Origin of the sequence: Microbacterium sp. PRC9, assembly GCF_031844125.1 — a bacterium.
Lineage (GTDB): Bacteria > Actinomycetota > Actinomycetes > Actinomycetales > Microbacteriaceae > Microbacterium.
Window position 1 is genome coordinate 182,101 of record NZ_JAUZUR010000007.1, and the last position, 22,581, is coordinate 204,681.

Consider the following 22,581-nt stretch of genomic DNA (forward strand, 5'->3'; position numbering starts at 1 on the left):
GCGGCGTGGCCCGCGGCATCCGTCCGCCTGTCTCGTTAGGGTCGAAGGCGCGTCGCCCTTCCGTCTTCCGCGGCGCGCGAGGGGTGGCGTGGGAATGGTCGTGCAGAGCCGGTTGACGCGGATCGTGATCGGGTGCGTCGCGCTCACGGCCCTGGCGGCTGTCGTGACCGGATGCCGGCCCGAGTCCGAGGCGACGCCCTCGAGCAGTCCCTCGATCACGATGAAGGACCAGACGCCGGATCCGTCTGCGACCCCGGTCGAGACGGAGAAGCCCCAGGCCGGTTTCGAGGTGCCCGGCGGGTGCGAGGAGATCTACTCCGCGGCGATGCTCGCGCAGCTGCAGTCGGCGAACCCGCCTCTCAACGACCCCGGCGTGACGATGTTGTCGACGGAGAACGCCGATCTGCTCGAGATCATCCACGGCGGAGCGCCGACGCTGCGCTGCTCGTGGGGGCAGCCGAGCGAGGTCGGGCTCGCGACCAACGTGACCGCGGTCGACGCCGAGCAGGAGAAGGCCGTGCTGGCGGCGCTGCCCGCGGCGGGCTTCGGCTGCGAGGCGCTCGGCGACGGCACCGTGTGCCGCATCGAGCAGAGGGGCGTGACGCTCGACGACGAGGAGTACACCCGCGGCGAGACCCACTACGTCGGCGGGGGCGGACTCGTGACGACGGCGTGGATCAACTTCGCCCCTGAGGGGTACACCGAAGACATCGTGGCGACGCTCTGGGGCTGAGTCCGGCGGTCATCCCGCGCGGGAATGCCCCGTTCCGGGGCCCGTTCCCCTAGACTGGTGCGCGGGGAACCGCTGACGATGTCGCAGCTCGCAGAAGCGAGTGCCCGCGACCGCCGGCGGCCAATCCCTGATCCCGCGTTCGCGACGGCGTTCGCGCCGCCCGCGGGAGCACGCAGAACCATCGGTGTCATCCGATCCCCGCCGGACCCCCTATCCGGCATTCACGCTCAGGAGGAGCATGCCGACCACGGCACCCGCCCAGACGGCGCAGCGTCGCCGCAAGTCCTCGTCCGCGCGCCGCGACGACGAGGCCCCCATCATCCCGATCCTCGCCCGCAAGGTCCGCGAGGTCGAGGCGAAGGCCCAGCGCGGCAAGCTCGGGCCGACCAACCGCGTCAAGTTCCAGGTCATCGCGTTCCTGGTGCGCGAGGAGCGCGCGCGGGTGAAGGGCGACTCCGAGCTGACGGATGCTGCGCGCGCCGAGTTGCTGAAGCGGCTCGACGGCGTCGCCACCATCCTCGCGAAGACCGCTGCGCGCGACACGTCGCTCATCCAGCTGCTCGAGGTCGACCAGGCCACTTCTCCCGTCGCCCGACGGATGCGCCGCGACTGGCTGCTCGAGTCGGGCGCCGAGCTGGCGCCCGACGAGCTCATCATCACCGATGTCGCCCCGGTCGTCGCGCCCGTCGTGCCCGCCGCCCTCGCCGAGCGCCAGGTCGTGCCGCCGCAGGTCGTGGCCCGCCGTGACTCCAACCCCTTCCTCGCCCCCGACCTCACGATCCGCGCGCCGAAGCAGACGCCCCGCCGCCGCCTCGACAGCTGGGAGCTCATGGGACCGCTGTACAAGGCGTTCGAGACCGGCGCCGGCGGCGCGACCGCCTCGATGGACCTTCCGCCCGTTCCCGAGTTCGACCGCCTGTCGCCCAAGGGCCTCGAGGTCATGCCGCACCAGTCGCGGTTCCTCGAGTCGGTGCGCGCCGGTCACCGCACGTTCCTCCTCGCCGACGAGCCGGGCCTCGGCAAGACGGCGGAGTCGGTGCTCGCAGCATCCGTCGCGAACGCGTACCCGCTCCTCGCGGTCGTGCCGAACGTCGTCAAGATGAACTGGGCGCGCGAGGTCGAGCGCTGGACCCCGCAGCGTCGTGCGACCGTGATCCACGGCGACGGCGAGAACATCGACGCGTTCGCCGACGTGTTCATCGTCAACTACGAGATCCTCGACCGGCACCTGTCGTGGCTCAGCTCTATCGGCCTGAAGGGCATGGTCGTCGACGAGGCGCACTTCATCAAGAACCTCACGTCGCAGCGGTCGCAGAACGTGCTGGCGCTGGCGACGCGCATCCGCGAGCAGGTGCCCAACCCGTTGCTGCTCGCCCTCACCGGTACGCCGCTGATCAACGACGTCGAGGACTTCGACGCGATCTGGCGCTTCCTCGGCTGGACAACCGGCGAGAAGCCCGGCCCCGTGCTCATGGAGAAGCTCGACGAGACGGGCCTCACACCGGCCGACAAGTCGTTCTATCCCGAGGCGCGCGACGCGGTGATCTCGATGGGCATCGTGCGACGCAAGAAGAAGGATGTCGCCGCCGACCTGCCCGACAAGCTCATCGCCGACCTCCCCGTGGAGCTCGACGACGAGTTCGGCCGGTCGATCCGCCAGGCCGAGCGCGAGCTCGGCCAGCGGCTCGCCGCGAAGTACCGGCGCATCATCGAGGCGCGCGGCGATCGCGGCTACGGCCCGGGCCACATCGACGAGGACATCGTCCGCCTGGTGGCGCACAACGAGCTCGAGGAGTCGAAGGCCGCCGGCACCGGCTCCGAGAACGTCTTCACGATGGTGCGCAAGATCGGCCAGGCCAAGGCGGTGCTCGCCGCCGACTACGCCGTGCAGCTGCAGCGCTCGGTCGGCAAGGTCGTGTTCTTCGCCAAGCACATCGACGTCATGGACACCGCCGAGGCGCACTTCGCCGCCGCAGGGCTCAAGACCGTCTCGCTGCGCGGCGACCAGGCCACCACGGCCCGCCAGCAGGCGATCGATGCGTTCAACAACGACCCCGAGGTCGGCATCGCGGTCTGCTCGCTCACCGCGGCAGGCGTCGGCGTGAACATGCAGGCGTCGTCGAACGTCGTGCTCGCCGAGCTGTCGTGGACGGCCGCCGAGCAGACGCAGGCGATCGACCGCGTGCACCGCATCGGCCAGGACGAACCCGTGACCGCGTGGCGCATCATCGCCGCCCACACGATCGACACCAAGATCGCCGAGCTCATCGACTCGAAGCAGGGCCTCGCGGCCCGCGCGCTCGACGGCGAGGCCGTCGACCCGCAGTCGAGCGACTCGGTGCAGCTGTCGGCGCTCATGCACCTGCTGCGTCAGGCGCTCGGCGCCGCGTAACACGCGATTCGACGAGGGGCGGTGCGGGTTTCGCGCCGCCCCTCGTCGTGTGCGGGCCGAGGCGGAGCGCCCCGTGTGGCAGGCCGGGCCATCCGGCACTAGTGTCAGGGGAGGCAGCGACGCCGACCCTCTTCACCGACCCGACAGCGAGGAACACAGCAATGAAGATCGGCATCCTGACGAGCGGCGGCGACTGCCCCGGGCTCAACGCGGTCATCCGTGGCGTCGTGCTCAAGGGCACGACGACCTACGACCTCGAGTTCGTCGGCATCCGCGACGGCTGGCGCGGTGCGGTCGACGGCGACTTCTTCCCGCTGACCCGGCACGAGGTGAAGGGCCTGTCGAAGGTCGGCGGCACGATCCTCGGCACCTCGCGCACGAATCCGTACGAAGGACCCCGCGGCGGCGCCGAGAACATCGCCAAGACGATGTACGGCCACCGCCTCGACGGCATCATCGCGATCGGCGGCGAGGGAACCCTCGCGGCCGCGAACCGCCTCTCCAACGACGGCATCAACGTGCTCGGCGTCCCGAAGACGATCGACAACGACCTGCGCGCCACCGACTACTCGTTCGGCTTCGACACCGCCGTCAACATCGCGACCGACGCGATGGACCGCCTGCGCACCACCGGCGACTCGCACCAGCGGTGCATGGTCGCCGAGGTGATGGGCCGCCACGTCGGCTGGATCGCCCTCCACGCCGGCATGGCCGCGGGCGCCCATGCCATCTGCATCCCCGAGGTGCCGATGTCGATCGACGAGATCACGGCGCTGGTCTCCAAGGCCCACGACCGCGGCCGCGCGCCGCTCGTGGTCGTGTCGGAGGGCTTCACCCTCACCGGCATGGACGAGGCCTACAGCGACAAGGGGCTCGACGCCTTCAACCGCCCGCGCCTCGGCGGCATCAGCGAGATCCTCGCGCCCGAGATCGAGCGCATCACGGGCATCGAGACCCGCGCGACGGTGCTCGGCCACATCCAGCGCGGCGGCTCGCCGTCGGGCTTCGACCGGGTGCTCGCGACACGCCTCGGCCTGCACGCCGCCGACGCCGTCGTCGACGGAGCGTGGGGTCAGATGGTCGCGATGCGCGGCACCGACATCGTGCGCGTCCCGTTCGCCGACGCGCTCGGCGAGCTCAACACCGTTCCCCTTTACCGCTACGAAGAGGCCGCCGCGCTGTTCGGCTGAGTTCGTCGTCGCCAGGTCTCAGGGGACGGATGCCTCGATCCGAGGCATCCGTCCGCACCCCTGACGTGCGGCTCGCAGGCGTGCCACGATGGCGTCGTGGCTGGGGTGGCCGTGAGTCCCGTGCTGATCGGACGCCAGGGGGAGTTCGAGGCGCTGCGCCGCGCGCTCGCGGACGGCAGAGGCGGGGTTCCGCGCGCGATGGTGATCCGGGGCGAGGCGGGGATCGGCAAGACCCGGCTCGTCCAGGAGGCGATCCGGGCGTTGCGAGCCGACGCTGCGGCAGACGATCCGCCTGTGGTGGTGGCGACGGCGCAGTGCGTCGACGGTGGTGACGGTGCACCGCCGTTCCACGCGCTGCGGGGATTGCTCCGTGATCTGCGGGCCGGCGTGGGGGACGGGCTGCTCGACGTCGCATCGGCATCACCGGGGGTGCTGCGCACTCTGGGCGTGCTGGTTCCGGAACTCGCGGAAGCCTCGGTGACGGTCGCGCCCGAATCGATCGAGCCTTCCTCCGACCTCGTCTCGGACACGATCGAGACCGTCGTGGAACGCCTCAGCGAGCGGTTCCATGTCGTGGTCGTCGTCGAGGACCTGCACTGGGCGGACGCCCTCACTGCATCCTTCGCCACGCTGCTCGCGATGACCCTTCGTGGTCGCCACCTCACCGTCGTGCTGACCTATCGGTCCGATGAGGTGGCGCGCCGGACCATGCTGTCGGGCGTCGTGGCGCTCGAGGGCCGCCGCGACATCGAGCACCTGGAGCTCGCGCGGCTCTCCGGCGCGGAGGTCGGCAGCCAGATCGAGGCGATCGCGCCGGGCCGGTTCTCCCGTGCGGACACCGACGCGATCGCCGCGCGCAGCGGCGGGGTGCCGTTCTTCGTCGAGGAGCTCGTGTCGCTCGAGGCGGAGGAGCTGCCGGGGCCACTGCGCGACCTGCTGCTGCTCCGGTACCGCGGCACCTCGCCCGGGGCGCGGCAGATCGTCGCACTGCTCTCCGTCGGCGGCGACGACGTCGACCACGACATCCTCCTGCGGGTGTCGGGAGGGGACCGCACGGTCCTCGACGACGGCGTCCGGGAGGCGCTCGAGCGAGGGCTCATCACGGTCACGGCGACCGGATACGGCTTCCGCCACGCGCTGCTGCGCGAGGCGGTGTACGGCGACGTACTGCCCGGCGTGCGTCGTGACGCCCACCGGGCCTACGCCGATGCGCTCGAGCGCGCCGGCGCGTCGTTCTCGACCCTGGCCGCGGTCGCGGAGCATCGGGCGAGGTCCGGGGACGTGCCTGCTGCGTTCGACGCCACGGTGCGGTGTCTCGCCCAGCCCGGCTCCGAACTCGCGCCGTCGACGACAGCAGCGCTCTGGCGCCGCCTCGCCGAGTGGTGGGATGACGTCCCCGACGCGCAAGACCGGGTCGGCGGTGCGTCGCGCATGGAGGTGCTGCGACGTGCGGCGGAGTACCTCTGGCACGCCGGCGACTACCTCGAGGCGCGTTCGGTGGTCACCGCAGCGCTCGCCCTTCCCGGACCGAGCGACCCGGTCGAACGCGCGACGGCACTCTGGTGGCTCGTGATGTGCGAAGGCTGGATCAGCATCCGAGCCGATGAACAGGCACTCGCCGAAGCGGACGCGCTGCTCGTCGGCCGCACGGAACCGGCCGCGCTGGCGCAGCTCGCGCGCGTGCGCAGCATCAGCGGCCGGCACGACATCGCCTCGCTGGAGGACGCCGTGTCGATCGCACGCGACTCCGGCGATGCCGAGACGCTCGCGATCTGCCTGACGAATCTGGCGGTTCGCCGCGTGCACGACGGCGACGACGAACTCGCCGCCGCCGCCGCGCACGCGGCGCTCGAGGTGACACCGCGCGCGGGCGGAAGGCACCGTGCCCTGCTGGTGCTCGCCGGCATCGCTCTCTTCGAGGCACGCTATCGGGAGGCCGCTGAGGGCTTCGAGAAGATGCGTCGCGAGGCCCTCGAGATCGGGCGTGAGCGCGGACACGGAGCCATCGCGACCGTGGGCCTGGCGCACACGCTGATCCCTCTCGGACGGCTCGGCGAGAGCGAGGCTCACGCGCAGCGCGCGCTGCAGCTCCTGGTGGTGCCGTTCGACCGGTCGGCGGCCCTTCGCGTCCTCGCGGAGGGCGACCTGTGGGGCGATCGACCGACGGCCTACGCCGAGAAGCGGCGTGTGATCGACGACGAGATGCCCGACGTCCTCGACGTGCCGGACGAGGACTACGGATGGCGGAGGCTCGATCTCTTGGAGGCGCTCGTCCGCATCGCCGATGAGCCCGACGACCGCCGCAGGCTCGAGCTGGTGCGCGCCGGCGTCTCGCGGGAGTCCGCGCTGCGCGCCGCCGAGACGCAGCCGTGGGTGCGGCCGTGGTCGCTGCCGATCCGCGCGTGGCTGGTGGCAGAAGGCCGCCGTGTCAGCGGCGCCGACCCGTCACTGGACCACGGGATCTCCCAGATCAGGGACGACGTCATGGCGCTGGTGTCACCGCCGACGATTCGCGGCGTCGCTGCGGTGCTCGTGGACTTCGTCGCAGCCGAGTCGACGGCGGATGCCGCCGTCGAGTCCCGCCTCGCCGCGTGGCGTGCGGTGCTCGCCGGGGTGCGCGCGGGCGAAGGCCTCGCGGTCCAGTTCGTGCACCTGGCGATGCTCCGCCTCGCGGAGGCGCTCGTCGAGTGCGGCGACCGCGCCGGCGCGGAGGCGACGCTCGCGGAGCTGGGTGCTTCCGCCCGCGCCGAGGGCGACGCGCTCGTCGCGCGGTGGGCCGCGCAGCTCGCGGCCCGCGCCGGTCTGGGCGGCGACCCGGGCTCGAGGATCGCGTCCCTCACCGAACGCGAGTCACAGGTCCTCGAGCTCGTCGCGCGTGGCATGACCAATCCGCAGATCGGCCGTGAGCTCTTCATCAGCCCGAAGACGGCGTCGATCCACGTGTCCTCGATCCTCACGAAGCTCGGCGTGGCCAACCGCACGGAGGCCGCCGCCTTCGCCCGTGCTCGCGCGCCGGCTGCGCCCGCACACGACTGAGGGCGGGCTCTGCAGAGATCCCGCCCTCGATGCGTGGGTCCGGTTCAGGCGTCGGCGACGCCCAGCACGTCCAGGAGCCACGCCAGCTCGAACGCGCGCTCGCGCCACGCGTTGTAGCGGCCCGAGACGCCGCCGTGGCCGGCGACCATCTCGCACTTGAGCAGCGCGTCCGCGCCGACTTCGCGCAGGCGCGCGACCCACTTCGCAGGCTCGACGTACAGGACCCGGGTGTCGTTGAGCGATGTGACGGCGAGGATGCGCGGGTATGCAGCATCCGTCCGCACGTTCTCGTACGGCGAGTACGACTTCATGTAGGCGTAGACGTCGGGGTTGTGCAGCGGGTCGCCCCACTCGTCCCACTCGATCACCGTGAGCGGCAGCGACGGGTCGAGGATCGTGGTCAGCGCGTCGACGAACGGCACATCGGCGAGCACACCCGCGAAGAGCTCGGGCGCGATGTTGGCGACCGCGCCCATGAGGAGGCCGCCGGCCGAGCCGCCCTCGGCGACGAGCTGCGAGGCCGTGGTATACCCGTTGTCGATGAGGTGCAGTGCGCTGTCGACGAAGTCCGTGAAGGTGTTGCGCTTGTTGAGGAGCTTTCCGTCCTCGTACCACTGGCGCCCCATCTCGCCACCCCCACGCACGTGGGCGACGGCGAAGACGACACCGCGGTCGAGCTCCGACAGGCGCGGCACCGAGAAGCCGGGCTCGATGGAGTGCTCGTACGAGCCGTAGCCGTACAGGTGCACCGGGCGCGGCGCCACGCCCGCGTCGCCGAACGAGCGCTTGTAGACGAGCGAGATCGGGATCTGCGTGCCGTCCTGGGCGGTCGCCCACACGCGGGCCTGCGCGTAGTCGTCGGGCTCGTAGCCGCCGAGCACCGGCTGACGCTTGCGCAGGTACAGCTCGCGTGTGGCGACGTCGAGGTCGTAGACGGTGCCGGGGGTGACGAACGAGCCGTAGCCGAGGCGCAGCAGGGGAGGAGCCCACTCCGGGTTGCCGCCGGTGCCCACCGAGTACAGCGGCTCGTCGAACGTGATCTCGTCGACGGCGCCCGTCGCGTAGTCGAGCATGCCGAGGCGGGCGAGGCCACCGCGGCGGTAGCCCACGACGCCCCAGTCGCGGAACGTCGAGACGCCGAGCAGGCGCTCGCCGGGACGATGGGGGATCACGACAGCACGGTCGCCGGACGGATCGGATGCTGCCACCCGCACGAGCTCGAAATCGAGGGCTCCGTGGTTGTGGAGGACGAACAGCACGTCCTCGCCGTCGACGACGGCGTGCTCGGAGTCGTATTCGACCCCCTCGGTGCGGGGCCACACCACGCGCGGCTCGCCACGGAGGTCGTCGGCATCCAGCAGCCATTCCTCGCTCGTGATCGAAGAGCCGAGACCGATCACGAGGAAGCGGTCGCTGCGCGTGAACCCGGCGCCCACCCAGTACTTCTCGTCGGGCTCATGGAAGAGCTTCGCGTCGTCGTCGACGGCCGTGCCGAGCTCATGCAGCCAGACGGTGTCGGGACGCCACGCGTCGTCGACGGTCGTGTAGACGATGAAGCGGCCGTCGGGCGAGAAGGTCGCGCCTGCGAAGGTGTCGGGGATCTCGTCGGGGAGCTGCTCGCCCGTCACGAGGTTGCGCACGCGCACCGTGTAGCGCTCGTCGCCCGCGACGTCGACGCCGTAGAGCATCAGCGTGCCGTCGTTGGAGACCTCGAAGCTTCCGAGCGAGAAGAACTCGTGGCCCTCGGCCTCGATGTTGCCGTCGAGGAGGATCTGCTCGCCTGCGACCTCGACGTCGGGGGAGAGCTCAGGAGGCGTCCAGTCGTCGGCGGACGCGAGCGGAGCGCGGCACTGGATGCCGTACTGCTTGCCCTCGAGCGTGCGGCCGTAGTACCACCACTCGCCCCGGCGGGTCGGCACCGAGAGGTCGGTCTCGAGCGTGCGGCCCTTGATCTCGCCGAAGATGCGCTCGCGCAGAGCGTCGAGGTGCGCGGTGCGCTGCTGCGTGTACGCGTTCTCGGCTTCCAGGTGCGCGATGACGGCGGAATCCTCCTTCTCGCGGAACCACTCGTAGCGGTCTTCGACGTCGTCGCCGTGATGGGATCGAACGATCGGACGGATGCCGGCGACAGGGGCGGACGGGGCGGGTGCGGAGTCGCTGAGAGTCACCGTTCCACGCTAGTCGCCTGCTGAGTTGACCGTCAGGGTCGCCGATGTAGGATTCTTCCTGGCCGGTTGCCGGTTCCTGAACTCTTGGTGAACTGTTCGTTCGTCGCGTCGATCTCGTCGGCACACTCTTTCTCCACTCCTCCTCCCCGAAAGCGAACGGTGGAAACCGCAACCCTCATCATCGTTCTGGTGATCGCGCTGGCGCTGTTCTTCGACTTCACGAACGGCTTCCACGACACCGCGAACGCGATGGCGACGCCCATCGCCACCGGCGCGCTCAAGCCCAAGACCGCAGTGCTCCTCGCCGCCGTCCTGAACCTGGTCGGCGCGTTCCTGTCGACGGAGGTCGCCCAGACGATCTCGGGCGGGATCATCAACGAGGAGCAGATCTCCCACGACATCTTCCCGGAGATCATCCTCGCCGGCCTGATCGGCGCCATCACGTGGAACATGCTCACGTGGCTGCTGGGCCTTCCGTCGTCGTCGTCGCACGCTCTCTTCGGCGGCCTGATCGGCGCGACGATCGTGGGCGTCGGATTCACCGCCGTCAACTTCGGCGTGGTGATGTCGAAGGTGATCCTCCCGGCGTTCATCGCGCCCGTCACGGCCGGCGTCATCGCGTTCACCGCCACGAAACTCGCGTACGTCCTCACGCGCCGCTACGACAGCAAGCCCGACGGCCGCGACGGATTCCGGTTCGGCCAGATCTTCACGTCGTCGCTGGTGGCCCTCGCTCACGGCACGAACGACGCGCAGAAGACGATGGGCATCATCACCCTCCTCCTCATCACCTCGGGTCTGCAGTCGGCCTCGAACCCTGAGCCGCAGACCTGGGTGGTGTTCGCGTGCGCGATCACGATCGCACTCGGCACCTACATGGGCGGCTGGCGCATCATCCGCACCCTCGGCAAGGGCCTCACCGAGGTCAAGCCGGCGCAGGGCTTCTCGGCCGAGGCGTCGACGGCGTCCACGATCCTCGCCTCGAGCGCCCTCGGCTTCGCGCTTTCGACCACGCAGGTCGCCTCGGGGTCGGTCATCGGCTCGGGCCTCGGCCGTCGCGGCTCCCAGGTGCGGTGGCGCACCGCGGGCCGGATCATGGTCGGCTGGATCCTCACGCTCCCGGCCGCGGGCGCCGTCGGCGCCGCTGCCGCGCTCATCGTGGTGTGGCTGCCGGTGTGGGGCGTCATCATCGACGCGGTCCTCGCCGTCTTCATCATCCTCTTCCTCTTCATGCGCTCGCGCCGCGACGAGGTCACGGCGTCGAACGCGATGAGCGAAGTGGCAGACTCCGGTCGGGCCGTCAAGGTCAAGCGCAACCCGCCGCCCACGCGCCGACAGCGCGCGCTCGCGCGCGACGAGGCGCGGCGCGTGGCCGCGGTGGAAGCGGCCGCGAAGAAGGCCGCCAAGGCGGCCGGGCGATCCGAGAACCGTCCGAAGGACGGAGGCCCGCGATGATCATCAACTGGCTCGCCTTCGTTCAGGTGTTCCTCGCGGCGTTCATCTCGGCCATCGTGGTCGTCTCCTTCTACGCGCTCGGCCTGCGACTGCTCGTCCGCGCCGGCCGCGCTCCCGTGGTGGCCCCCGCGGAGTTCACCGACGCCATCACCGTCATCTCCGAGAAGGAGGCGCGGCGCGCCGAGAAGGCCGCCGCGAAGGCGGCCAAGCGCAGCCCGCTGACCGTCGGCCAGAAGCGGTTCGCGCTCGCAGGCGCCTACGCGTGCTTCGCGGTCTGCGCCGCGGCCGTGCTCGGCGGACTGCTGCTCATCATCTTCAACCACTGAGGACGGATGCCGGCAACCAGGCCGCCGGCATCGTCATTCCGCGAGCAGCATCTATCAATCTGATATCGGTCGAGCTCGCGCGGGTATCAGCCTGATATCGGGGTCCTTGACGGATACCGGCGCGAGTTTCACAGTGTCGTCATGGACCTCCGTGTACTGGGGGCGTTGACACTCGACGAAGGCCGGATCGCGCTCCCCCCTCGTGATCGTCTCGTGCTGGGAGCACTCGCCGCACGGATCGGCAGAGCGGTCACAGTCGAGGCGATCGCGACCGCGGTGTGGGGTGACGCGCTGCCCGCGTCGTGGTCGAAGGTGATCCCGGGCTGCATCATGCGTCTGCGCAGAGAACTGCCGAAAGCCGCGATCGCAACGACGGCGGCCGGGTACACCCTCGCACCCGCGGCGGTCGAACTCGACGCCGCGCAATTCGTGCGGCTCGTCGAGCGCGGCTCGCGGCTGCTCGAGTTGAATGAGCCGGATCGCGCGGCCCACTCTCTCTCGGAGGCACTCGGATTCTGGCGAGGACAGCCGTTCGCCGAGCTGCAGGATTGGGAGCCCGCGCGCATCGAGTCCGATCGGCTGGACGAGATCCGCCTCGCGGCGGAGGAATCTCTGCTGGAGGCGCGGTTGCAGTCGGGTGACCTGGTCGACGCGGCCGCCGAAGCGCGCGCCCGTGTCGCGGAATCGCCGATGCGGGAGCGCCGCTGGGTGATCCTCGGGCTCGCGCAGTATCGCCAGGGACGTCAGGCGGACGCACTCGCCACGATCCGTCGTGGACGCGAGCTGCTCGCGACCGAGCTCGGCCTCGACCCGTGCGCCGAGCTCGCCACGCTCGAGGAGGCGATCCTCCGGCAGGACCCCGAACTGCAGTCGGCGGCCGCGTTTCGCACGGCGAGCGCGGAGTGTCCGTACTTCGGCCTCCCACCCGCCGGCGCGGACGACGGGGAGCGCTATTTCGGGCGTGAAGACGAGCTCGACCGCGCGCTTCAGGAGCTGGAACGGCACGCCGTGCTGGTCGTCTCGGGGTCGTCGGGGGTCGGAAAGTCGTCGTTCGTCCGCGCCGGGATCGCAGCGCACTACGCGGCGCGCGGCAGGCGGGTGACGGTCGTCACGCCCGGAGAGCGCCCGCTCGAGGTGCTGCGCGAGCTCGCGCGGCATGACGGCGAGTCGCTGTTGATCGTCGACCAGTGCGAGCAGGCGTTCGCGATCGACGATCGGGACCAGACCCGTCGGTTCTTCGAGGAGATGGGCCGACTGGTGTTCCAGGGTCCGCTCGTGATGGTGATCCGCGCTGACCGGCTGGGCGATCTCGCCGACCACCACGGCTTCGCGGGGCTCATCCAGTCTCACCTGATGATGCTGGGTCCGCTCTCGGCTGACGGTCTGCGTGCAGCGATCGAGAAGCCCGCGCGGCAGGCAGGACTCATCCTCGAGCCGGGGCTGGTGGAAGTCCTGGTGCGTGACGCGGACGGGCGGAGTCTGCCGCTTCTGTCGCACGCGCTGTACCAGGTGTGGCAGCGACGCGAGGGACGGGTGCTGAGCATCGACGGCTACCACGCGTCGGGGGAGATCGACGGCGCCGTCGCGCAGACGGCCGAGGAGATGTTCGCTGATCTGTCGCACGAGGGCGCAGGACTGGCACGCGACATCCTGCTCCGGCTCGTCGAGCCTTCCCGCGGCGGTGGAGTCATCTGTCAGCGTGTGGACCGCGCGACGGTCGCGGTCGACGAGTCTCACGCGCGCGTGGCCGAGCGGTTGGTGGATGCCCGCCTGGTGACCAGCGACGAGGACTCCTTCCAGCTGGCGCACGAGGCTGTCGCCCGTGAATGGCCCCGTCTGCAGGAGTGGCTCGCCGACGATGTCGAGGGGCAGCGGACCATGCGTCATCTCAACGCCGCAGCGACCGCATGGGAGGAGATGAGTCGACCCGACAGCGAGCTCTACCGTGGCGGCCGACTGAGCGCCGCCGTTCAGTGGCGGGAGTCGGCGCAGCCGGTGCTCGCCCCGGTCGAGGTCGCGTTCCTGGACGCCTCGGTCGAGCGAGAGGCGGCTGATCTCGATGCCACGCGGGATCAGCTGCAGCGGGAGCGACGCTCCGTCCGGCGCCTGCGTCGGCTGGCCGGCGCGACCGCCGCGCTCGCCGTGCTGGCGCTCGCGGCGGGGGCCCTCGCGGCGGTCCAGACGTCGGTGGCCAACGAGCGGGCCGTGATGGACGATGCGCGTCGGGTCGCCGCTCTCGCCGCCGCGGAGCCCGTGTACGAACGCGCGCTCCTCATGGCGGTGGAGGCGATCCGCCTCTGGGATGCGCCGGCGACACGCAGGTCTCTCCTGGACATCATGGAGCGCAGCCCGCGCATCGCGAGCGTGACGCGACTGGGCGACAACATGGGCATCGAGACGATGATGCTCGGTCGCGACGACTCCACTGTGCTGGTCATCGACGACACGATCACCGCCGGTGTCATCGACCTCGATGAGCGAGCCCCGATCGCCGTCGCCGATGTCGGGGGAGGGATCGTCCTGGACGCCGCCGAGGGACCCGGCGGGGGGATCGCGCTGAGCGTGATGCAGGGCGACTGCGGGGGCAGTGGCTGGTGCGAGGCGCCCGACCTCCGCACTTTCGACATCGGCCGCGGGAGTGCTCGCGAGCTGACGTTTCCCGTGTTCGGTTCGGAGGTGCTCGACATCGAGTACTCGCGCGACGAGTCGCTGGCGGCGATGATCGCGCCGCTCCCGTGGATGGCGGAAGGTGCGAACGTCGCCGTCTGGCGGGTCGACACGCCGGACGAGCCGCTGCTGCTCCGGCTCCCGCAGGTGGGGACCAACCCAGGACCACCGAGCTGGGCGAACTCGTTCGGACGCGTGCGGTTCTCCGCCGATGGCACGCGGCTGTACGCGAGCGGATTCGGCCCGACCGCCGTTTTCGATACGGCGGACGGCGCGCTCCTCGACGAGATCGAAGGCGACGGTCTGCTCGCGGTCAGCCCCGACGGGCAGACCCTTCTCCTGCGCGAGGGCCGCCAGGCGGCGCGCATCGTCGACCTCGCGGATCCGTCTCGGTCCCGTCTTCTCGAGATGGATGCCGACGTCGTGGACGGCGCATTCAGCCCCGACGGCACCGCCGTCGCCACCGCCTCGGGCGACCGAGCGTGGCTCTGGCGAGCGCGCACCGGCGACCTGCTGGAGGTCCTCGCCGGCCATCGCGGCATCGTCCGGGCGCTGGCGTTCCGTTCGACGGGCGAACTTGTGACGGCAGGCAAGGACGGAGCACTGTTCACCTGGGCGCTGGACGATTGGACCGAGTCGTTCCGCGTGATTCGGGATCTCAGCGGCCAGCCTTCCCTGAGGGATGAGCGCGCCCTCATCTACGCCCTCCCCAACGGCGGGCACGTGAGGGTCTCCGCCGACGACCCTGACATCTGGGTCGAACGGGCTTGTGCGATCGCCGGGCGCGGCCTCAGCGAGGAAGAGTGGCAGGAGGTCTTCGCGGACCGACCACATGACCCCGCTTGCGCGAAGGGCGCTCCGTCCGCGCTGCCCGAATAGACTCGGCCGCATGGCCACCGCCGCACCCGTCCAGTTCGGTCAGTACCCGCCTGCGCGGCGCACGCTGCTGCACGTGAGCGACACGCACCTGCTCGCGGGCAACGCGCCGCTCGGCGGCCGTTTCGACACCGCGGCGAACCTCGCCCGGACGCTCGAGGCGGCAGAGGCCACCGGCATCCGTCCCGACGCGATCGTGTTCACCGGCGACTTGACGGATCTCGGCGAGCCCGAGGCGTACACCGCTCTGCGCGCCGCGGTGGAGCCGGTGGCGGAGCGACTGGGAGCCCCGGTGGTGTGGGTCGCCGGCAACCACGACGAGCGCCCGGCGCTGCGGCGCGACCTCCTCGGGCTGGAGCCGACCGAGGAGCCCGTGACCGGCGTATGGGATCTCGGTGGGCTGCGGCTGATCGGTCTCGACTCGACGGTGCCCGGCTGGCATCACGGCGATCTCGACCACGGGCAGCTCGAGTGGCTGCGCCGTGAGCTCGCGACGCCGGCGCCGCTCGGCACGATCCTTGCGCTGCACCACCCGCCGCTGCCGTCGCACGTGCCGCTGTTCGACATCCTCGAGCTTCGGGAACAGGGCCGACTCGCCGACGTGATCGGCGGCACCGATGTGCGCGCGATCCTCGCGGGCCACCTGCACTACTCGACGAGCGGCACGTTCGCGGGCGTCCCGGTGAGCGTCGCCGCAGCCACCTGCTACACGATGAACCTGGCGCGCCCCGCGGCGGACGTCAACGGCATGGACGCCGGCCAGTCGTTCCACCTCGTGCACGTCTACGACGACACGATCACCCACGCCGTCGTGCCCGTCGTCGACGCGCCGACCGGCGATGTCTTCTCCGCCGAATGGGTCGAGCGGATGTCGCGACTCACGCCAGAGGAGCGACTCGAGGCGTTCTCGCGCAAGCGCCGCTGACGGCGGTCTCCTCACCGGATGCCGACCGCCGTCATGTACGTGGAGGCGGAGCCGGGTGTACGCCGTGTACAACCCGGTGGGCGGGCCCCGCGGGTAGGCTCGAAGCATCCCGCACACCGCTGTGAACGACCCACGAGGACTGCAACACATGGCTCTGGACGCAATGACGCGAACCCGCATCGAGACCGACTCCCTGGGATCCCTGGAGATCCCCTCTGACGCGTATTGGGGCATCCACACCGCCCGCGCGCTCGAGAACTTCCCGATCTCGAAGAGGCCGATCTCGGTCTACCCCGACCTGGTGCGGGCGCTCGCGATGGTGAAGCAGGCGTCGGCCCGCGCGAATCGAGAGATCGGGGTGCTCGACCCCGCCAAGGCGGACCTCATCGACCGTGCCTCGCAGCTCGTCATCGACGGCGACTACCACGACCAGTTCGTCGTGGGCGTCATCCAGGGCGGCGCCGGCACGTCGACCAATATGAACGCGAACGAGGTCATCACCAACATCGCGCTCGAGCTCGCCGGACGCCCCAAGGGCGACTACGACTTCCTGTCGCCGATCGACGACACCAACCGCAGCCAGTCGACGAACGACGTCTATCCGACCGCCATCAAGGTGGGCCTGGGTCTCGACCTGAAGACGCTGCTCGAGGAGCTCGACCTGCTGCGCCGCGCGTTCCTGGCGAAGGCGGTCGAGTTCCACGACGTGCTGAAGGTCGGCCGCACCCAGCTGCAGGACGCGGTGCCGATGACGCTCGGCCAGGAGTTCCACGGGTTCGCCACGACTCTCGGCTACGATCACCAGCGCCTCACCGAGAATGCCTACCTCCTGTACGAGGTCAACATGGGTGCGACCGCGATCGGCACCGGCATCACGACGCATCCCGCGTACGCGAAGGCCGTGCTGCGCCACCTGCGCGAGATCTCGGGCCTCGACCTCGACACCGCCTCCGACCTGGTCGAGGCGACCAGCGACACCGGCTCGTTCATGTCGTTCTCGGCGTCGCTCAAGCGCAACGCGATCAAGCTGTCGAAGATCTGCAACGACTTGCGACTGCTGTCGTCCGGCCCCCAGGCCGGATTCGGCGAGATCAACCTGCCCGCGCGGCAGGCGGGGTCCAGCATCATGCCCGGCAAGGTGAACCCCGTCATCCCCGAGGTCGTCAACCAGGTCGCGTTCTCGGTCGCAGGCGCCGACCTCACCGTCACGATGGCGGTCGAGGGCGGGCAGCTGCAGCTGAACGCGTTCGAGCCCGTCATCGCGCACTCGATCTTCCAGTCGATCACGTGGCTGCGTCAGGCGATGTACACCCTGCGTGTCAACTGCGTCGACGGCATCACCGCGAACCGCGAGCGGCTCGGTGCGATGGTCGGCTCGTCCGTCGGCGTGATCACCGCACTCACCCCGTTCATCGGCTACGCGGCGGCCGCAGCTCTCGCCAAGACCGCCCTGCTGACCGGGCACGGCGTCGCCGACCTCGTCGTCGAGGCGGGCCTCATGTCGCGCGAGGAAGTCGTCAAGCAGCTCTCGCCCGCCCGCCTTTCGGGACTCGAAACCATCACCGCCGCGATCCCGGTCGTGGCGGCGCCCGAGGACGTCGTCGAGGAGGCGCCGGCAGACACGCGCTGAGCCGGTTGCCGCGGGCGGCTCCCGATCGATAACGTCAGGGAGACTCGAACGAAAGGCGAGAAATGACCGATCCGCAGAACCCGGCCGCACCCGAGCCGCCGCAGCAGCCCGCGTCGCAGCCCACTGCGCCTCAGCCGCCCGCCGACGCGCCGGCTCCGCCCGCGGCGGAACCCGCCGCTCCCGCGCCCGACGCCGCCCCGTCGGAGCCTGCCCTCCAGCCGGAGTATGCGGCAGCCCCGCCGGCGTACCCCGCGGGCGCGCCCGCCTACGACGCCGCGCCTCCGGCGTACAGTGCGGCGCCGCCCGCCGCGTACGGCGCACCGGCCGACGCACCCGTCCCGGGCAAGACGCTCGGCATCGTGGCGTTCATCCTGTCGTTCTTCGTCCAGCTGGTCGCGCTGATCCTCGGCATCGTCGCGCTCGTGCAGAGCCGCAAGGCCGGGGTCAAGAACGGCTTCGCCCTCGCGGCGATCATCATCTCGGCGGTGCTGCTCGTCGTCGGCATCATCGTGACGATCATCATCCTGACCGTGGTGTTCGGTGGTCTCGCGGCCGCGTGCGCGGAGCTCGGGCCGGGCGTCTGGGAGCTCCAGGGCGGCGGCACCATCACCTGCAACTGACGCAGGCGTCGACATCGAAGGGCGGGTCCGCAGCGCGGGCCCGCCCTTCGCGTCGTGAGGCGGGACCTCAGTCGAGGATGCGGCAGTGCGTGGTGAGCGCGCCGATGCCGTCGATCCCGACGGTGACGGTGGAGCGGTCGCGCAGGAACACCTGCGGGTCCCGCGAGTACCCGGCGCCGCCCGGGCTGCCCGTCGAGATGAGCGTCCCCGGCAGCAGCGTGGCCGACTTCGACAGATGCGAGATGAGCGTGGCGACCGGGCGCACCATCTGACCCGTGGTCGCATCCTGCAGCGTCGTGCCGTCGAGCACCGTCCAGATGTGGAGATCCTGCGGGTCGGGCACTTCGTCGGCGGTGACCACGAAAGGACCGGTCGGCGTGAAGCCGTCGAAGGACTTGCAGCGCGACCACTGCGCCTCGGAGTACTGGATGTCGCGCGCGGTGATGTCGTTGACCACCGTGTAGCCCCAGACGTGGTCGAGCGCGTCCTCGGGGGAGACGTCCTTCGCGGGAGTGCCGATGATGACGCCCAGCTCGGCCTCGTAGTCGACGGACTCGCTGAGGGACCGCGGCCAGATCGTGGTGTGGTCGTGCCCGGCGAGCGAGTTCGGCCAGAGCACGAACACCGTCGGCGTCGAGTCCGTCTTCAGGCCGAGCTCGCTGGAGTGCGCGGCGTAGTTGAGGCCGATCGCGAGGATCACCGGGGGCGCGAGCACCGCGGACGCGAAGCCCAGTCCCTCGATCGGATGCCGCGTGCCACGGTCGGCGGCATTCCGCACGCGTGCGAGCAGCTCGTCGCCACCGGCGATGAGCTCCTCGAGCACGCGGGGCGCTCCGTCGAACAGCTCCTCGACGATCGCCACCTCGTCGCCATCGACGAGTGCGAGCCTCGGCTCGCCCGACTCCGGTGGCACGACATGGGCGAAGCGCATGCCCCCAACCTAGCCGCCGGGATGCGCGCGCGGGCCGTCCACAGCCCGGATGACGGGTGAGCGTTCTGCACCCATAGGCTGTGCGCATGACGCTCGACCCCGGTGCCTCCCGCCCCCGGCCCTCGCTCACGCCGCCGGAGTTCGCCTCCGCGCTCGCGCAGCCCCTCGTCGCGGCCCCCGCGGCGATCACGCCCCCGTCATCCGCACCCGCACCCGTGCAGATCCCGACCGCCGCGTCGCATCGCGGACGCGGTGCGTCGGTCTGGATCATCGGCATCCTCGTGCTCGTGCTGATCGTGCTGGTGGCGTACTTCCTGACCGCGCTCGGCCCGGCGGCGTCGCTCATCGGGATGGTGCTGGCGGTGGTGCCGCTCGTCGGCGTTCTCTTCGCGGTGCGTATCGTCGACCGCTGGGAACCCGAGCCCCGCGGACTGCTCATCCTCGCGATCGCGTGGGGTGCGATCGCCGCCGTCGGCATCGCGCTCGGCGTCGACCTGCTGCTGTCGATGGTGTTCGGCCCGGCGACCGGGTCCCGTGAGGTGCTGCAGACCGTCGTCCAGGCACCGGTCGTCGAGGAGTTCGCGAAGGGACTCGGCGTCTTCCTCATCTTCGCGACTGCCCGGCGCGCGTTCGACGGCCCGATCGACGGCATCGTCTACGGTGCGCTGGTCGGTGCCGGCTTCGCGTTCACCGAGAACATCCAGTACTTCGCCGTGAGCTTCATCGAGGGCGGTGCGACCGAGACCACCACGACGTTCTTCCTGCGCGGCATCCTGTCGCCGTTCGCCCATGTCATGTTCACGAGCGTCACCGGCTTCGCGCTCGGTCTCGCCGCGCGCCGCGGGCTGTCGACCGGTCAGGCGATCGGCCCCGGGCTGCTCGGACTGGCGGGCGCGATCGCGCTGCACGCGTTCTGGAACGGCTCCGCCATGTTCGGGGACTTCTTCTTCCTCTACCTGACGCTGCAGGTGCCGCTCTTCATCGGGTTCATCCTCGGTGTCGTGGCGCTCCGGCGAGAGGAGTCGCGGCTCACGCGCCGCCGGCTCGGCGAGTACGCGTCCGCCGGCTGGTTCACCCCGCAGGAGGTCGACATGCTCGCGACCTCGGCGGGGCGCAAGGCCGCTCTCGCGTGGGCGCGGACGCTGCGGGGGGACCGCACGGCGCTCATGAAGACCTTCATCACCGATGCCACGGCCCTCGCCGCAACGCGCCAACGGGCGATCACCGGGCGCGATCCGCAGGCGGCGGCCGAGGAACGGGACCTGCTCGCGAAGACCGCCGCGACCCGCACCGCGATGTTCGCGCCGTGACCGGAGAACCCCGGAGACAAAGACTCAGCGCTCGGTGCCGCGGCGATGCCTGCGTGTCAACCGAGCGCTGAGTTGGTCTGCCCCCAGCATGCCGGGCGCGCTGCGCAGGTGTCAAGAGAACCCCGGCGGTTCCCCTGACGGCGAACTCGCTCGGCGCTCGCGGACTTCGGATGGTTGGATGGAGGCATGACTGACGACCGTACCAAGCCCGAGATCGACGCACCCGCCGGCCCGGCGCCGGCCGACCTCGTCGTCCGCGACATCGTCGTGGGTGAGGGTGCCGAGGCGAAGCCCGGCGACACCGTGACCGTCCACTACGTGGGCGTCGAGTACGAGACCGGCGAAGAGTTCGACTCGTCGTGGAACCGCGGCGAGAGCATCCAGTTCCCGCTCCGCGGCCTCATCCAGGGCTGGCAGGACGGCATCCCGGGCATGAAGGAGGGCGGTCGCCGCGAGCTCGTCATCCCGCCGCACCTCGCTTACGGTCCGGCCGGCGGCCACTTCCTCGGCGGCAAGACGCTCATCTTCGTCATCGACCTCATCAAGGTCGGCTGAGCTCGTCGAAGCCTGACCCACCCCGATCGTCCGGAGGGACGGATGCTGCGGCATCCGTCCCTCCTTCGTTCCCAGGAGTTCGCGCGTAATTTGCATTCACGGGAATAGAACATCTGCGAGGCTGTGTTGGACCACGTATGCCCGTCCCCTCGGGCGGCCCCACACGGACCTGAAACACGAAGGACGACCATGACCGACTCCACCACGATCGACGTTCCCGGCTACAAGGCGGGCACCTGGGTGCTCGACCCCGCGCACAGCGAGGTCACCTTCAGCGTGCGCCACATGATGATCTCGAAGGTGCGCGGCACCTTCGGCATGAAGAGCGCGACCCTCGTCGCCCCCGAGAACCCGCTCGACGCCAAGGTGGAGGCATCCGTCGACGTCACCTCCGTCGACACCAAGGACGAGGGCCGCGACAACCACCTGCGCTCCGCTGACTTCTTCGATGTCGAGAACCACCCCACCATGGAGTTCGTCTCGACCGGCGCCCACGTGAAGGACGGCGAGTTCTTCGTGGACGGCGACCTCACCATCCGCGGCGTCACCAAGCCCGTGTCGTTCGAGTTCGAGTTCGGCGGCTTCGGCACCGACCCCTGGGGCAACTACAAGGCGGGCGCGACGGCCAAGACGGTCGTGAACCGCGAGGACTTCGGCCTCACCTGGAATGCCGCCCTCGAGACCGGCGGAGTGCTGGTCGGCAAGGACGTCACCATCACGCTCGACCTGCAGGGCGCGCTCCAGCAGGACTGACCTTCCGCACGCAGAAGAAGAGCGGATGCCTCGATCACGAGGCATCCGCTCTTCGTGCGCGCAGCCGATCCTGAGCGAGCAGGATGCCGAGGAACACGACGAGCGCGCCGATCGGCTCGTTCCACGTGATCGTCTCGCCGAGGATCAGGATGCCGAGGATCACGCCGACGACCGGGGTGATGTAGGTCACGGTCGAGGCGCGCGTCGGCCCCCACGCGCGCACGGTGTTCTGGTTCCACACGTACGCGATGCCGGTGCCGAGGCACCCGAGGAGCACCAGGCTCACCGCGATCGGGACGTCGAGGCGCACGGGCGTCAGCACGAGAAACGGCGTCAGCAGTGCCATGACGACGCCGGCCATCGCGATGTATCCTAACGTGAATGCGAGCGCCGACATCCCGGTGTTCGAGACGAAGCGCCGCATGTAGGCGAAGCTGAAGCCGTAGCTCGCGGTCGCACCGAGGATGGCGAGCTCGGCGACGAGGCTTCCGTCGAGGGCGATGCCCTGCCACGGGGCGATGATCACCACGACGCCGAGGATGCCGACGCCGATCCCGAGGACCTGCAGGGCCTTGAGTCGCTCGACGCGGAAGACCAGCCACGCCATGATCGCGGTCATGATCGGCGTGGTCGCGTTGAAGATGCTGGCGACGCCCGAACTGACGTGCTGCTGCGCCCACGAGAACAGCAGGAACGGGATGACGCAGAACGTGAGCCCGAGCACGGTCAGGTGCGCCCACACCTTGAGGCTGCGGGTCAGGTGCTCGCGCCGCAGGAGGACGAGTGCGCCGAGGGTCAGCGCCCCGAGGAGGATGCGGGTCCACGCGACCTGCGCGGGGGAGATGCCGGTGAGCGACACCTTCATGAAGAGGAAGCTCGCGCCCCACACGATCCCGGCGAGCACGAACTGCACCGTGATCCAGCGCGGGGACGGCAGCCGCTGCACAGGCAGTGCCGGCGGAGCCGTTCTTGTCGAGGTCACGGTCGCCACCGTACGCCCGCCCGCCGACGCCC

General features: G+C 70.3%; 16 protein-coding genes. 13 read left to right on the forward strand and 3 right to left on the reverse strand.

All coding sequences use genetic code 11. The features are described from left to right. Positions 1-94: 94 nt before the first annotated feature. The 4 genes from Q9R33_RS16735 (at position 95) to Q9R33_RS16750 (ending at position 7,351) form a co-directional block, all read left to right on the forward strand. Entirely contained in the window at positions 95-733 is a 639-nt protein-coding gene (locus Q9R33_RS16735; RefSeq protein WP_311294517.1) for a hypothetical protein, read from the forward strand. Positions 734-971: 238 nt separating this feature from the next. After that, complete coding sequence (locus Q9R33_RS16740; protein ID WP_311294453.1) at positions 972-3,125, forward strand: DEAD/DEAH box helicase; 2,154 nt, start codon at positions 972-974, stop codon at positions 3,123-3,125. Between the two features lie 161 nt (positions 3,126-3,286). Continuing rightward, entirely contained in the window at positions 3,287-4,315 is a 1,029-nt protein-coding gene (locus Q9R33_RS16745; RefSeq protein WP_056370176.1) for an ATP-dependent 6-phosphofructokinase, read from the forward strand. A 96-nt stretch (positions 4,316-4,411) separates the two neighbouring features. Beyond that, entirely contained in the window at positions 4,412-7,351 is a 2,940-nt protein-coding gene (locus tag Q9R33_RS16750; RefSeq protein WP_311294454.1) for a LuxR C-terminal-related transcriptional regulator, read from the forward strand. Positions 7,352-7,395: 44 nt separating this feature from the next. Here the strand turns inward: Q9R33_RS16750 and Q9R33_RS16755 are convergent, their stop codons facing one another. After that, on the reverse strand, positions 7,396-9,519 hold the full coding sequence (locus Q9R33_RS16755; protein ID WP_311294455.1) for a S9 family peptidase: 2,124 nt from the start codon (positions 9,517-9,519) through the stop codon (positions 7,396-7,398). Positions 9,520-9,678: 159 nt separating this feature from the next. On the opposite strand from Q9R33_RS16755, the gene Q9R33_RS16760 reads away from it, so the two are divergent. From Q9R33_RS16760 to Q9R33_RS16785, 6 genes are all read left to right on the forward strand, one after another. After that, a complete protein-coding gene (locus Q9R33_RS16760) occupies positions 9,679-10,974 on the forward strand; it encodes an inorganic phosphate transporter (RefSeq protein ID WP_311294456.1) in 1,296 nt (431 codons plus the stop codon). Then, the gene (locus Q9R33_RS16765; protein WP_056370168.1) at positions 10,971-11,300 is read left to right on the forward strand and encodes a hypothetical protein; all 330 of its coding nucleotides are present in this window, start codon (positions 10,971-10,973) and stop codon (positions 11,298-11,300) included. The genes Q9R33_RS16760 and Q9R33_RS16765 overlap by 4 nt, the downstream gene beginning before the upstream one ends. Before the next feature lie 141 nt (positions 11,301-11,441). Further along, positions 11,442-14,846: a BTAD domain-containing putative transcriptional regulator gene (locus tag Q9R33_RS16770; RefSeq protein ID WP_311294457.1), complete on the forward strand. Its 3,405-nt coding sequence runs from the start codon at positions 11,442-11,444 to the stop codon at positions 14,844-14,846. 10 nt (positions 14,847-14,856) lie between these two features. Then, a complete protein-coding gene (locus tag Q9R33_RS16775; protein ID WP_311294458.1) occupies positions 14,857-15,768 on the forward strand; it encodes a phosphodiesterase in 912 nt (303 codons plus the stop codon). Between the two features lie 148 nt (positions 15,769-15,916). Next, positions 15,917-17,398, forward strand: coding sequence for an aspartate ammonia-lyase (locus Q9R33_RS16780; RefSeq protein ID WP_056370161.1), 1,482 nt, complete (start codon positions 15,917-15,919; stop codon positions 17,396-17,398). A gap of 62 nt (positions 17,399-17,460) precedes the next feature. Continuing rightward, on the forward strand, positions 17,461-18,018 hold the full coding sequence (locus Q9R33_RS16785) for a DUF4190 domain-containing protein (RefSeq protein WP_311294459.1): 558 nt from the start codon (positions 17,461-17,463) through the stop codon (positions 18,016-18,018). 67 nt (positions 18,019-18,085) lie between these two features. Here Q9R33_RS16785 and Q9R33_RS16790 read toward each other — a convergent pair whose 3' ends face one another. Continuing rightward, a complete protein-coding gene (locus Q9R33_RS16790) occupies positions 18,086-18,949 on the reverse strand; it encodes a fumarylacetoacetate hydrolase family protein (protein ID WP_311294460.1) in 864 nt (287 codons plus the stop codon). Positions 18,950-19,035: 86 nt separating this feature from the next. On the opposite strand from Q9R33_RS16790, the gene Q9R33_RS16795 reads away from it, so the two are divergent. From Q9R33_RS16795 to Q9R33_RS16805, 3 genes are all read left to right on the forward strand, one after another. Next, entirely contained in the window at positions 19,036-20,259 is a 1,224-nt protein-coding gene (locus Q9R33_RS16795; protein WP_311294461.1) for a PrsW family glutamic-type intramembrane protease, read from the forward strand. 186 nt (positions 20,260-20,445) lie between these two features. After that, positions 20,446-20,814, forward strand: coding sequence for an FKBP-type peptidyl-prolyl cis-trans isomerase (locus Q9R33_RS16800; protein ID WP_056370156.1), 369 nt, complete (start codon positions 20,446-20,448; stop codon positions 20,812-20,814). Positions 20,815-21,003: 189 nt separating this feature from the next. Further along, positions 21,004-21,567, forward strand: a complete 564-nt coding sequence (locus Q9R33_RS16805; RefSeq protein ID WP_056370154.1) for a YceI family protein — start codon at positions 21,004-21,006, stop codon at positions 21,565-21,567. A gap of 34 nt (positions 21,568-21,601) precedes the next feature. Here the strand turns inward: Q9R33_RS16805 and Q9R33_RS16810 are convergent, their stop codons facing one another. Further along, on the reverse strand, positions 21,602-22,549 hold the full coding sequence (locus Q9R33_RS16810) for a DMT family transporter (protein WP_311294462.1): 948 nt from the start codon (positions 22,547-22,549) through the stop codon (positions 21,602-21,604). Positions 22,550-22,581: the final 32 nt, after the last annotated feature.